Raw genomic sequence first — 14689 nt, 5'->3', positions numbered from 1 at the left:
TAAAGAAATGGAGGATGTTATTATGTATCCCTACAATCCATACGATCCATATAATCAATATGCGTATCAACAACCACAATATGACTTACAAGCACAATACCAATCTTATATAGATCAAGCAGAGCAAGCGAATCCATATGAACAAAATCGACAATTTCAAATTCCAATCTCTTTCCCTGGCACTGGAAACCGTCAACTAGAACGACGAGTAAATGAACTTGAACAAAGAGTACGTCAACTAGAAAATACTGTTGAGCGTCATACACGTAGATTAAACCGCTTAAATCAGCGTTTACGTACAGTAGAAAACAGATTGAACATTCCATTTTCAGCACTAGACGACGGATTTTAATTTCAAAAATAAAAAATATATGAAGGAAGGGACTCCTCCTTCCTTCTATAAATTGACTAAAGTTTTCTCCATCTCTATACTGATAAGAGTTAACGAAATGAAACAAGGTGATAAATATGGATTTTGAAATAAATTTTCTTTCCTTTTATGTAGTACAAGTAGAAGGAAAAGGTGAAGCAGTTGATAAACGCTATAAACATTTTCAAACTTTAGACGCTGAAGAATATGAAGATAGCTCTTTAAAAGAATTTTTGAATGGTGAATTATTAAAAATATCAAAGCGAAAAGTAGAACGTCACGCGAAAACAGAACAAGCCCCAACAAAAATCGGTCGCTTTATTGTAGAAGAAGGGCACGAACTTGATTCAAACCCTCATTACAACCTTTTTAATCGCATTCGCTTTGCAGAAACGAAAGAAAACTTCAAAGATATGAGCGAACCTCTCGTTTATACATATCTTGACACAAGTGCTGTACGTGGTGGTGTGTTTTTAATCGCGCAGGCAAAACTACGCAAATACTTTGATGATCCATTCGTTTTCGTAATGAAATGTGACTTCGAACCGAAAGTCGCTTCCATTTCAGATGAATCAACACTGATTCGTAACGTTGAAATGGCCATCACAACAAAAAACATGAAATCTATCCAATATCCGTACATGCCTGAAGAAGGTATGGTTGAAGTAGGCGAACTAAAAATACACCAAGCATCACATGCCCGCTATTTTGAAGACTTCTTAAAATTCGTCGAGTATGAACGCTCTATGCCTGAAATTATGAAAACACAAGTAATGGACATGGTATACGACCAAATTGAAGATGTATTTGAAGAAGGTACGGAAGAACGCGAACAATTCGACCAAGCGATGGAAGTATGGGCTGCTAGTCCGAAACGCGAAATTATGGAACAGTTTTCAACCGAAGAAGTAATGGAAGCGACTGCTCAAATCGTCGAGCATGCTCCTGAAGTGGAATTAAAGTTAAAAGCAGATCATATCTCTGTGAAGGCACTACTTGCTGATTTCGGGGATCAAATACATATCGCAAAGGTAAATGACCGATACGTATTAATGATTGAGGCTGACACACTTACATTTGAGAAGGGATTCTCTCCAATTGAGTTTCTGAAGCCAGATGAGTTACAAGATGTGATTGAGCGGATTGAGAATAAGCAGCAGTATTCTTATGATCCGAACGGGATTGAATAAATTCTTCCATTTAACTATTTTTACTGAGCGCTATGAACAAGTGCTCTTTTATTTAGGAAACAGTTGACATTTATATTAAAAACCGATTCTACTAAGAATCGGTTTTTCTACTTTATAACAAAATATGCTTATTTTTGCTCCAAGATAACATTGGTTGCAGGATCAATTAGATTCCTTCCTTGTTGTACAAGCTTATTTTAAATACAAATATTTGCTTCAATATTTGTATTTTTCCACGTCCTTCTATAAGCTTTTGATGTTTTTTCTTTTAATCACTATGTATGTTGTTACAATGAAAATTTCACTTAACTACCTCAAATTTATTATACTCGTAAAAAGATAATTGAAAACGATATTCCGGATGCTCTCTCACCCAATCGTAAACTTCTTCTAAAATATCCATTTTGTTTTGCAGGTCATTAAGTTCACTACATTTATCCCTTTTCTGTTTGCACAGAGGGCAGAACCCATTCACTATTTCGGCTTTCATCACACGAATCGTTTTACTTTCTAAGTCAACTACTAGACGAAGAATAAAAGAATGTTCTTCTTTTGTAGTCACCGTCATTTCAGCAATTTTATCTTCATTCCAAAAGACTCCGTTTAATTCCATCTGTACTGTGACATCTTTGATATCCAAGTCTATCATTATCACATCTCCCTCGTGTAAAACTCTTACCTTACTCTTCGATTTTAATCTTTAATACACCACGATTTAAAGAGATATTAGGCTTTTCCCAATTTTTCTTCTTCGCTATAGAAGGTGTAATAAAAGCAAAAACTGTTAAAGATTGCTTCTATTTAACTCTCTCCTCTTGCATCGCTATGGACTCTTATTATATCTTAAAATCTTTACAGCACCTTAATTTTTAAAGCAATTGTAATGGTCCAATCACAACAAATCAATTACTATTTAATATAAATATTTTATTCATCCATCAATACAATGACGTTAAATTTATGTAGCTAGAAATAGAGGAGAATGTCATTTAACCTCTGCATTCTCCTCCATCTCAGTCAAATACCTAATCTGTCTTTCCGCTTTTCTAACCGCCGTACGAAAATGCTTTTTCAGAAGTTCTATTGTAGATTCACTTATATAGTATCTTTCCGTTATACTTTCCCATGTGTCACTACTTTCAAATGTACTCCAAACGAAAGGACGCTCTGTATTTTTTCTCATTTCTTTAAATACCCATTTTCGCATCTTTTTTTTCGCTTTTTCTGTTAGTTTTCCGTTCTCTACAAGTTCAAGTTCACCATGTCTTTTATATCGTTTAGTAATATCTCTCTCACTATATACTTTAAGAAGTATATTTGCTGTATTCTCAGCATCTGCTAAAGCTCGGTGCTGTTTCCCTTCCCATATTAAACCGAGCTGCTCTACTGCGAATTGTAAACTTGGTGTATGCTCAAATAATTCTTCGTACGCTTGGAAAACAAATTTCTGCAAATCAAATTTTCTCTCTTTTTTCATACATGGGCATTCTACACCGTGTAACGTACAATCATGAGATAGAAAGCGATAATCTTCTTTTCCCCATGTAACAAATATAGAATCTTCTCCGATAAACTGAATAAATCTCTCTATAATTTGCGGGAATTTTTCCACACCAATTAAATCCTTTTTTGTAATTCCAGTTAATTTTGTTGTATGACGAGTTAATCTTGCACTCGGTTTCACTAACTCCGAAAATTCTTCAATTATCTTCATTGTACCTATTTCTATTTTTACAGCTCCGATATCAACTATCTCTGACGGATCTTCTGACTTATACGGCCTGAAATTTCTCTCTATATCAAACACAATAAAATGTGTAGCGTTTTTCAATTTATTTACCTCTTTCTAAATTCCTTTTCACACCAATACTCTATTTTCAGTATTTATTTATTCATGTACTTTATGCAAAAATAATCCGAATAAAAAATGAAAATTCAGTCTTATTATTATATATAGGTAGGAGGACACCAATAAAAATGCAAAAAAAAGAAGGGCGAGCCCTTCTTTTTTCAAAAATTACTTCTTGTTAACGTTAGTAGCTTGAGGTCCACGGTTACCTTGTTCTACTTCGAAAGTAACTTCTTGACCTTCTTCTAAAGTTTTGAAGCCTTCGCCTTGGATAGCTGAGAAATGAACGAATACGTCTTCTCCGCCTTCAACTTCGATGAAACCGAAACCTTTTTCTGAGTTAAACCATTTTACTTTACCGTTTTGCATGAAAAAAATCCTCCTACAATGTACCTATATGTACATATTCATTTTCAACCACCTTACAATAATAAGCCAGACATTAAAAAACTGCAACCCCTGAGGAGATTTAACATTGCTATCCTCCTCGGAAGTTACAGCTCATTTAAATCTCTATATTATTAAAAGTAAAATGGTTTAGATATAATATATCATATCACTATAATAAAAGCAAAGTTTTTTTTGCTATATAACTTTTTTCTTCCACTGCATCGCTTTTGATTCACCTGATCCAGCTACAACATAGCCTTCTTTTTGATTGACAATACGCCAACCATGCCCTTTAACCGAGTCACATACTGTAACAATTCCTGCATCAAGGTGCACACGACAAATCGTACTAATTCCGGCCTTATTTTGTGTTGAAGTCGTATATAGTACATTTTGATCTACACTTAAGTCTAAATAGCTACTCGCTTTCTGCTCGCTTTGACATGTGTGCCAATATGTTTTTTCGCTCTCAATACTTTCATCTATTTTACAAAATGAAATATTTCCACTTATTCCTTTACATGATCCACTTGCCGCTACTAAATAAGAATTATATATAGTCAACGCAGAAATCATTTGATTCTTCGCTATTTTAATTCTTTTTAATTTACGTGTCTCTAAATCAAAAAGCCAAACTCCACCATATTTAGCATGTATCTTCGTACCGATAAATAAGTAATGTTTATATAAAAATAACGAACGAATAGACGGTGCATCACTGCCGTAATCAAGAAATGGATGAATGGTCTCCCATGTAGAGCCGAAATTATTAGAATGGTACAGTGTTTTATCTCCATGAGCAACCACTATTCCATTCTTATTACTGCGCACATTCCAGCTCGTTGCTTTCGTCGGGAAACGTCGAACCTCCCATGCGCTTCCACCATTCATACTACGAATAAAAACGCCTTCGTCTCCTACTCCGTAAACTACGTTACCTTCACTATGTAAATCTCGAATTCGTTTTTGAAATCCATTTAAAATCTTTTTCCATTCTCCATCTTGTTCAATGAATAAGCCATTATATGTAGTAGCTAACAATAGTTTTCCATCTCTTAACTCTGTAATAGCAGTTGCACTTAACATTGTCTCCACGTTGACACTCCCATTCTTAGAACTTCTCAGCAAATGCAATTGCAAAGTTACTGCATTTTTCGATATCCTCTTCATCTTCTGGAGCTAATTCAATTTTCAATCCTTCTTGTACAAGTTCTGCACCACGTTCTACGAGACGTTCTTCAAATATTGTCACCGCTTCACAAAACAGCTCATAGGCCGTATCACCTGATCCGAATACTGCTACTTTTTTCCCTGCTAAATCTATATTTTCTAAGTCCTCATGAAAATCTTCCGCTTCAAATGGTAGTTCACCATCGCCCCACGTATAAGATCCTAAAATGATTCCATCATAAGCTAACAATTCTTCAGCATCCATGCCTTCCATCTCTTGCAATACTACTTCATGATCAAAAGCATCTAAACTTACTTTAATTAAATCAGCAATACTCTCTGTATTTCCTGACATACTTGCATATGCTATTAAAATTTTCGCCACCTTGGCATCCCCCTCTAACAATAAATGATTCTCATTCTCATTATATTAATAATGAGAATCAATTTCAATTATATTTTTTATTTTTGTTTATTCCATATAAAAAAGCACAGATGTCTATACAAACATCTGTGCTTTTTTTATTACTTTTTAAAAATACCAAATGGCTTTCCGACTGGTAAAACAACTTTTCCGAAGTGTGTATTTAACACTGCTGCTGCTGAACCATAGAAAGATAATAATGAAATACATAGTTCAGAATATGCTGCTAAATTATGCATTGCGTGCGGCATAACACCTAAAGTACTTAATGAAAGACCAATAAATAAGAAATCAATAAGTACGAAAATCATAAATAATACTTTATGTGTTTCCATTGCACCAATCGTCATAAATATTGTAAAAATCAAATATCCGATAAAGGCTACACCAAGCTGTTTTGAATCTGCAGCTTGTGCTAATTTTTCGCCAAATACTCCAAGTTGAATTAACCACGTCATTCCAACACCTAACCAAAATAGGCCGTACGCACCAAATGCTGTCGTACCAAATGTATTGTTATGCTTTGCATCGTGAATGCAAGCAAAGATTTGTGCAAATCCTCCTAAAAAGATTGCCCATGGTAATACAAGTGAAACGCCATCTGTTAAACCTAACTTTTGAGATGATGCTACAAGAGTTACCATTGCTAATCCAAATAGACCAATTCCAGATGGATCTGCTGTTGTCATTTTCACATGATGTGTAGTAGTTTGATTGCTCATATAAACCTCCTGATTATAAACATACTCGAATACAATACTTAAATCAGGAGGCTATGTCAATGGTTTTTTTTGTATGTTGTCAGACCTTATATCCTATAATAATCAAATATGCTTTCGACCAATTCGTAAGGTTTTACATTCACATTTTCCAACTCTTTTATTGGCATCCATAACGGAATATAGCTTCCTCTATCTTTCCGCTTAAACTCCTCCCCTTTTCCGTTTCCAAAGAATCCATCCGTAATATAGGCTTCATAATAATATTCGGTGCCTTTATACTTCACCTTTGCAATAAGGCGCCTCACTTCTATATGTATCCCTAATTCTTCATATGCCTCTCGCTTCGTTGCCTCTTCAGGTGTTTCACCTTCCTCAATTCCTCCGCCTGGAAAAACATAATACGTTTCATTTTCTCGAATACGTTTAATAAGGGCAATGTTTCCGTCCTGCACAATGATAGCCGCACCGCGATTTCTTATCACTTTATTACCTCAATACCGATCGCAACTGTTCCCCACTTTTCTTCCTGCTCTTTCGTATATATTTTGTATGTGCTTTCTAGCATTTCCTCTAAACTATCCTTTTCACAATCCAATAATTGTTTATCAATTTGTTCGTACATTACTTTAAAACTTTTGTATCGTTTTATTTTCGTTACTTTTACAGCCATCGTTTCTGCTGTCGTAAGGTTCGTAAATACGATTTCATCACCTTGTTTTATAAGTTGACGTTTTCGGTCGTATAACCGTACTTCATACACTTTTTTTCCTGATTGAATTGATTGAAAAGGCTTATTATATAACCCCATTTCGTATTGCATACATTCCACTCCCTTTATTCATTCCACCTACTAACACCGTTCACATTACTTGTTTGAGAAAGAAGGCTAAATACTCATGTTATATAAAAAAAACGAATATAGTAAATATGATATTGGTGATTATACTTATAGTAAAGTAGGTACAACTATTTTTTCTTTGGATGATGAAATGAAATAAAAACAGATACGTTTTGCTCATTAAGAGAAGAATCTACATGTTCGATACATATAAAAAGAGCATCCCATTGTTTCAAGATGCCCTTTTTATATTTATTTTCTATTTATTTTCAAGTGATCACATAGAGAACATTGAAAATGAAATTTCTCCAAACAATGAAAATTTGTTTCGCAAATTTGTTCTATCGTTGGAACAAACGGAATTACAACCATGTTGCTTTCTGTTATTTGTGTAACAGGCGGTAACACTGTTCCTACTTCATATTCAAAGCGAATACTGGCTTGATTAATATAATTCCCCGAACCACTTGGTGCGCTCTCAACTACTACTTGGAACGAAACTGTCCTTGCTTCACCTGGATTTAAACTGCCTATGAGAAATCCTGATACTGGGCTTACATTTGGCACTGGCGTATTATCAACTGTTACACTTCCCAGAACAAATCGAACACTACTATCTAACATGTCTTGAAAACGAATATTTTGTATCGCTGTATCTCCCGTATTCGTTATAACTATTGTAAACGTAATAACATCATCAATTGTTGCTGTTTGATGATCTGCTGTTTTTACAACTGTTGTTGAAACATTCTGAGGAATAAATGGGACAACAACTGTATTACTTTCGCCTTCAACTAAAACTGGTGGCTCATTAGGATTTACAGTCGCGAGCCCACTTGCTGTAGCAGTATTTGTAACTAAATTATTTATTTGTCCTCCTGTTATGACAACTTGGAAATTAATAATTGCTGCATCATTTGGTTGAAAATCACCTAACGGAATACCAGTATTCGGATTGGCAAAAGGAAGGGGTACATCATTTACCGTTACCGTGCCATTTATAAATAACGTATTTGGATCAATGATATCTGTTAAAACAATATTCGTTACAGGAACTGTACTATCATTTATAACAGCAATTCCGTAAGTGACAACATCACCTACCATCGCTACTTCAAAATCTGCTCCCTTTGCAACAAACAAAATTGCAGTATTTACAGTTACAATAACTGTATTACTCGTGTCCATCACTGTAACTGGTGGTTCCCCTGGTACTAAAATATACTCTGCTGATGCCCCAGCAACGTTTACTACTGTACCACCATCTGGAAAACTTGTAATTGTAGCTTCATATGTTACAATCACCGTCTCACCGATCGGAATGTCTGGTATCGTAAATCCGGCCTGTGGATTTACCCCTGGCTGCGGAACTCCATTAATTGTTACACTATTTGGGACAAAAACAGCTTCTGGAGATAGTACATCGATAAATTGAACATTCATTGCATCAGCAGTACCAGTATTTAATATACGAACAGTATACGTTACCGTTTCTCCTACTCCAACAATTGAATTGTCTACTTCTTTTTGCATATCTAAACTGCCTCTATTTACTGGTGTGACTGTCGTATTACTTGAATTCGTAATTGTAAACGGAGGTTCTCCTGGAATCAATTCGAAATCACCCGTCACTCTCGCTGTATTCATAATGCTACTAGAAGGCGGAACCGCGATTACATTTACTTCAAATGTAATTAATACGCTATCCCCTACAGCAAGATCCGGTAATGAAAAGCCTACAAATGGATCTAATCCTACTTGCGGAATTCCATTTATTTGTACACTTCCAGGAACGAATTCTAAACTAGGTGATGGAACATCGATAAACTGAACATTCGTCGCTGTTACCGTTCCCGTATTTGTAACTTGCACACTATACGTTAACGTATCTCCTAAACGTGTCGCTTGCTTATTCACGGTTTTTATAACATTAAAGCGTCCTCTATTTACCCTCGTTATCGTCGTATTACTCGGCTCTGTTACTACAACTGGTGGCTCTCCTGGCACTAATACAAAGCTTCCTGTTATATTTGCAACGTTCGTAATCGTTCCTGATGACGGGATGGTTGTAACTGTCGCTTGAAACGTCACGATAACCGTTTCACCAACTGGTATATCTCCAACTCCAAAGCCAGTAATCGGATTTAAACTTGGTTGCAGGGCTCCATTTATCGTTACACTATTTGGTACAAATGACGCTCCTGCTGAAATGGTATCAATAAACTGAACATTATTTGCTGTTACTGTTCCTGTATTCGTTATTTGAATCGTATACGTTAATACATCTCCAACGAGAGTGGCAGCCCTATTTACTTGTTTCATAACATTAAATTGCCCTCTATTTACAGTTGTGAGTGTTGTATTGCTCGGTTGGTTTACTATAACTGGTGGTTCTCCTGGTACTAATACAAAACTTCCTGTTACATTTGCCGTATTAGCAATTGTTCCGTTTGACGGAACACTAACAACCGTTACTTGGAATGTGACTTCTACACTTCCACCTGGATTTATATCTGGAAGCGGGAATCCATTATTCGGATTGAATCCAGGTTGTAACACACCATCTATCGTTACACTGTTCGGCACGAATGCTATAGAGGAAGGTAATACATCACTATATTGAACATTCGTTGCTGTGACTGTCCCTGTATTTTGAACTATTGTTGTATATGTGATTGTATCGCCTACCGCCACAACCGGCTGACTTACTGATTTTAATACATTTAAACCAGGCTCATTTATTTCTGTTAATGTCGTGTTACTTGTTGTCGTTTCCGTAATAGGCGGCTCTGTTTCACTTACTGCAAATGTAGCTGTAACGTCTACAAAGTTAACAACTGTCCCACCTTCTGGTATGATTTTTACCTTCTCTTGGTATGTGACACGTACAAAATCACCTACAGGTATATTTGGAACTGTAAAACCACTAAAAGGATCTAATCCTGGTGCCGGTACCCCATTTATGCTCACACTTCCTGGTACAAATTCTACACCCGCGGAAGTAGTATCGATAAATTGAACATTCGTCGCTGCCACTGTTCCAAAATTAAAGATAAATACATTATAAGTTAAAATTTCTCCTAAAGTTGCTACTTCTTTATCTACTATTTTCAATGGGAAAATAAACGCTATATTAATTGTCGTAACGACCAAATTTGTTAATATCGTTTCCGTAATCGGTGGTTCTTGCGGATTTGGTTGTGAAGTAAATGTGACGTCTGCATCATTTAAGATAACTTCATTATCTGGAATTTCTGTAATCGTCACTTGGAACTTTACCTCAATACTTCCACCATTAATTAATAATGGCGTAACTGTAAATCCTATTTCTGGATTCAAACCAAGTTGCTGCACCCCACCTATCGTTACACTATCTTCTACAAATGTCGTTCCTTCTGGTATGACATCTTGGAAGAACACATCTGTAACTGGTATAATTCCTACGTTTGAAATGAGCACAGTATACGTTAATACATCCCCAACCGCTCCAGTTGCAACGTCAACTGTTTTAGTTGCTGTTACTTCACCAGGAGGAGGTAACGGTATTGTAACTACCGTTGTATTACTTGAATTCGTTGTTGTTACAGGTGGTTGTAAAGGATTCAATAAGAAAGTAGCTGTAGCAGACGCTGTGTTTAGAACTGCCCCAAGCGTTGATGGTGCAACAACTATCACTTGAAACGTTACTGTCAATGATGTACCAGCCACAATATTAGGAAGCGTGAAACCTATATTCGGATCGAATCCAGATTGAGGCGTTCCATTTATCGTTACACTATTTGCTACAAATGTTGTTTCTGGAGCAATTGGATCAATGAAAGAGACATTCGTTGCTGTTACTGTGCCGTTATTTCGAATGATAACGGAATACGTGTAAGTTTCTCCAAGTGCTGCTTGTTGTACAGATGAAGATTTTTGTATATTTAATTGCGCTGTGTTTACTTGCGTCACTACAAAATTACTATTTGTAACAGTCGTTATTGGAGGGTTTGCTGGATTTATCAGAAAACTTGCAGTAACGTTCGATTGGTTTCTAACATTTCCACCGCTCGGAACACTCGTCACTGTAACTTGAAACGTAATCGTAGCCGTTTGCCCGACCGGAATATTTGGTACTGGGAAACCTGCCATAGGATCCGCACCTTGCTGTACGACTCCATTTATCGTCACACTATTTGCTACAAACGCAGTACCAGACGGAATTGGATCTTGAAAAACAATATTCGTTGCAGGAACAGTTCCTGTATTTTGAATAAGAATCGTATACGTTAACGTATCTCCTACACCGGCTTGTGGTGTATTAACACTCTTCATTACATTAAGTGATCCTACATTCACTCGCGTCACTACAATATTACTAATCGTTACAATTGTAATTGGTGGCTGGAGAGGACTTACTTGGAAATCAGCAGTTACATTCGCATTATTCGGAAGAACTCTATTTGGTGGTACACTCGTGATTGTCACTTGAAAAGTGACCGTCACCATACCTCCTACTGGAATATTAGCAAGTGGAAATCCAGTTGTTGGGCTTAAACCTGGTTGAGGTGTCCCGTTTATTGTTACACTATTTGCTACAAACGTTGTTCCAGAAGGAATCGGATCAAGGAATGATACATTTGTTGCTGCTACTGTTCCACTATTTTGTATACGAACTGTATACGTTAACGTATCTCCTACTCCTGCTTCAATAGCACTTACACTTTTCATTACATTTAACCCTGAAGAATTCACGACTGTCATAACAGTATTACTTGGTACTGTTACAGTAATCGGTGGCTCTGTTGGATTTACAAGGAAATCTCCAGTGACATTCGCATTATTTACGACATTATTCCCTTGGGGAATTTCATCAATTAACACTTCAAACGTAACAATTACATTCGCGCCAGTAGGCAAATCATTTAATGGGAATCCAAGTTCTGGATCTGCCCCTTCTTGTAAAACACCATTAACAAATACGCTGTTTTCAATAAATAATGTCCCTTGTGGAATTGAATCTTGGAAAAATACATTTGTAGCTGGTACACTACCTGCATTTATGATTTCAATTGTATATACTAAAACATCCCCTACCGTTGCAACATTCGTATTCACCGCTTTCACAACTTCAAAGTTCCCTGATTGTACTGTCGTATTCACAACATTACTCGGAACATTGATCGTTACTGGCGGTTCGCTCGGATTCACTTGAAAACTGGCTGTTACATTTGCTTGATTTAAAATATCTTCATTTTCTGGATCCTGTACAATTAATACGTCAAATGTGACTACAACTGTTTGAGCCGCAGGAATATTGGGAAGAGAAAATCCTGTATTCGGATTCAATCCACTTTGAGAAACTCCATTAATTGTTACAGAATTTGCGACGAAAGAAACAGCTGAAGAAATAGTGTCTTGGAAAAACACATTTGTTAACGGAACATTCCCTGTATTTTGAACGGCAATTGTGTATGTTAAAGTGTCGCCTACTGCCGCTTGTGTTGTATTCACTTCTTTTATTACATTTAAACCGCCTGTATTAACTTGTGTCACAACTGTATTCGTTAATCTATTGATTGTCACTGGCGGCTGGTTCGGAATAACGACGAAATTAGCAGACACATTTCCGCGATTCGCAATCGTACCTCCCGATGGTGTAGATGTAACTCGTACTTGAAATGTAACAGTCCTACTTCCGCCAGGAGATATATTAGCTACTGTAAACCCAGTCGCTGGATTTGCCCCAGGTTGTGAAACCCCGTCCACAGTCACACTATTTGCGATAAATGTCGTTCCAATTGGGATTGGATCTTGAAAAATAACGTTCGTCGCCAATACATTTCCTGTATTTTCAATTATAACTGTGTACGTAAGAACATCATTAACTGTCGCAAAAGCTTTATCCACAGTCTTTCTCGTTCTTATATCAGCTATATTGATAGTCGTAACTACAGTATTACTTGTCGCTTGCCCTGAAACTGGTTGTTGACCAGGAACTGGAGTAAAGGTAAATGTTGCACTTGCACGATTGGGAATTGGATTGACAAGAGGATTAGATGTTACTCGAACTTGAAAGCGCACTACAGTCGTTTGCAAAGCATTAATACTTCCTAGATTAATACTACTTGCTGGATTCGCTCCTGGACGTGCTACTCCATTCACTGTAACGCTATTTGGAACAAATGTTGTTCCAGCTGGTATACTATCAACAAAAATAACATTGTTTGCAGTAACGTTTCCATTATTTGTGACATTAACTGTGTACGTTAATACATCATTAAGCGTTGCCGTCTGTAAATCTACAGATTTTTGCATACTTATAGTTGCTTGATTCACTGTCGTTTGTACTGTGTTTGAAGAAGACGTACTTGTAATAGGAGGACTACCAACGAAAGGACGGAATTGATATGACACCATTGCACGATTTAAAATAGGATTGGGATTCGGGAATGATGTTATTCGAACTTGAAATGTAACAATTCTTTGCGTGTTATTTGGGATTGTACCTAAATTAATTCCATTAGCAGGGTTTGCATTCGGCTGTGTTACTCCACCTACTGTTACACTACCTGCTATAAACGTCGTTCCGTTCGGAATACTATCACGTAATACAACGTTTTCTGCACTACCTGTCCCTGTATTTGGGACCGTAATCGTATAAGTGAGAGTATCCCCTACCCCTGCGACTGTTCTATTAACCGATTTAACAGGATTAATAATTGGACCTGTTGCATCAATTTGAACACCAAAACCAACTGCAGCGTATCCATCTCCATTTGTAACAAATCGAACCGTTGCTGACGTTTGATTATTTACTAATGATGCAGAGGCATCTACATTCGTAATATCCCATCCTTGTCTTCGGACAGCTAAAGCTATCCCTAACGGCTGATTCAAATCTCCAAATGTCCCGGTTGTATCTAACTCTCCAATGTCATTACAAATTTGAGACTGGAAGAAATTATTCGCAGGGTTTCTCGGTCCGAATAATGCAACTGTAGCATTTGCATTCGGTCCAAAGCGAAGTTGATCTCCAACAATGTTAGAATCACCTTCTTGAGCAGTTACAAGCACCCTTCCTGTTACAGCTCCTGTTGCCGGCGTAGCAAATCCTGAAATAGTAGCATCAACTGGTGGTGATGAAGCATCGATAATCTCTTGACCTGCATATACTGACAAATTTCGAAGTGGTAAACTTGCATTTTGATACACAACCTCAAGCGTCCATCCAGCTGAACGACTGATTGTTGGATCGGCTGAAGTTCTTGCAGCTGGCACAGCACCCGTTGTATATGTGCCTGCCCCACCGGCACTAACAAGATTCGTTACATTGGCAGAGCGAGCATAATAAAACTGATTTCCTACTGAACCTTGCTGCGCGGTAGCAGGATCTGGCGTAACAGAAAACGTCCCTGCTGGCGTTGTAAATGTAATGTTATCATTTAAAAATGGTAACACATCTTCCGTATCAGTCCGGAAAGTACCAGCCCAAACTAATTCTGCATATAACACACTGCTTCCCGCTGGAAGATTTAAAATTGCACTTGAAGAATTCAATTGCCATTCATCTGTTGTCCCTGCTGGGAATCCTGGTACTTGTAATGCTGTATTTACTGTCGTAAACACAGCAAGTGTACCAAAAATATTACCTGGTGCAGGTGATGTAGGGCTAAGCCCCAGCGTATTCCCAGTGAACGTGACGGCACCAGGTACTGTTGTCGTAAAACGATTTATAAAAGGCACACAATCATCTC

General features: G+C 37.1%; 11 protein-coding genes and 1 pseudogene. 3 read left to right on the top strand and 9 right to left on the bottom strand.

The window, feature by feature from the left end:
* The first annotated feature begins 22 nt into the window (after positions 1-22).
* A complete protein-coding gene (locus tag EUC40_RS09485; RefSeq protein WP_156574629.1) occupies positions 23-352 on the top strand; it encodes a hypothetical protein in 330 nt (109 codons plus the stop codon).
* A gap of 116 nt (positions 353-468) precedes the next feature.
* The gene (locus EUC40_RS09480) at positions 469-1560 is read left to right on the top strand and encodes a DUF3900 domain-containing protein (RefSeq protein ID WP_000345024.1); all 1092 of its coding nucleotides are present in this window, start codon (positions 469-471) and stop codon (positions 1558-1560) included.
* A gap of 301 nt (positions 1561-1861) precedes the next feature.
* Here EUC40_RS09480 and EUC40_RS09475 read toward each other — a convergent pair whose 3' ends face one another.
* From EUC40_RS09475 to EUC40_RS09440, 8 genes are all read right to left on the bottom strand, one after another.
* Complete coding sequence (locus tag EUC40_RS09475; RefSeq protein ID WP_156574627.1) at positions 1862-2209, bottom strand: hypothetical protein; 348 nt, start codon at positions 2207-2209, stop codon at positions 1862-1864.
* A 336-nt stretch (positions 2210-2545) separates the two neighbouring features.
* Positions 2546-3391, bottom strand: coding sequence for an exonuclease (locus EUC40_RS09470; protein ID WP_156574625.1), 846 nt, complete (start codon positions 3389-3391; stop codon positions 2546-2548).
* Between the two features lie 186 nt (positions 3392-3577).
* On the bottom strand, positions 3578-3778 hold the full coding sequence (gene cspB, locus EUC40_RS09465; RefSeq protein ID WP_001179150.1) for a cold shock-like protein CspB: 201 nt from the start codon (positions 3776-3778) through the stop codon (positions 3578-3580).
* A 216-nt stretch (positions 3779-3994) separates the two neighbouring features.
* Positions 3995-4894 (bottom strand): WD40/YVTN/BNR-like repeat-containing protein, encoded by a 900-nt coding sequence (locus EUC40_RS09460; protein WP_071711417.1) that lies wholly within the window; start codon positions 4892-4894, stop codon positions 3995-3997.
* 16 nt (positions 4895-4910) lie between these two features.
* Positions 4911-5354 (bottom strand): flavodoxin, encoded by a 444-nt coding sequence (locus tag EUC40_RS09455; protein WP_071711416.1) that lies wholly within the window; start codon positions 5352-5354, stop codon positions 4911-4913.
* Between the two features lie 140 nt (positions 5355-5494).
* The gene (locus EUC40_RS09450; protein WP_000070936.1) at positions 5495-6115 is read right to left on the bottom strand and encodes an acetate uptake transporter; all 621 of its coding nucleotides are present in this window, start codon (positions 6113-6115) and stop codon (positions 5495-5497) included.
* 86 nt (positions 6116-6201) lie between these two features.
* Positions 6202-6597, bottom strand: coding sequence for an NUDIX hydrolase (locus EUC40_RS09445; RefSeq protein ID WP_156574623.1), 396 nt, complete (start codon positions 6595-6597; stop codon positions 6202-6204).
* On the bottom strand, positions 6594-6935 hold the full coding sequence (locus tag EUC40_RS09440; RefSeq protein WP_156574621.1) for an ASCH domain-containing protein: 342 nt from the start codon (positions 6933-6935) through the stop codon (positions 6594-6596). Before EUC40_RS09440 ends, EUC40_RS09445 begins: the two co-directional genes overlap by 4 nt.
* Before the next feature lie 70 nt (positions 6936-7005).
* Here EUC40_RS09440 and EUC40_RS09435 point away from each other — a divergent pair.
* Positions 7006-7145, top strand: a pseudogene (locus EUC40_RS09435) (CatB-related O-acetyltransferase); the annotation flags it as partial.
* 60 nt (positions 7146-7205) lie between these two features.
* Here EUC40_RS09435 and EUC40_RS09430 read toward each other — a convergent pair.
* The gene (locus tag EUC40_RS09430) at positions 7206-14678 is read right to left on the bottom strand and encodes a DUF7507 domain-containing protein (protein WP_156574619.1); all 7473 of its coding nucleotides are present in this window, start codon (positions 14676-14678) and stop codon (positions 7206-7208) included.
* Between the last annotated feature and the right edge of the window lie 11 nt (positions 14679-14689).

It is taken from the genome of Bacillus luti (assembly GCF_009739945.1).
Classification (GTDB): Bacteria; Bacillota; Bacilli; order Bacillales; family Bacillaceae_G; genus Bacillus_A; species Bacillus_A luti.
This window is presented reverse-complemented; position numbering and strand designations above follow the sequence as displayed.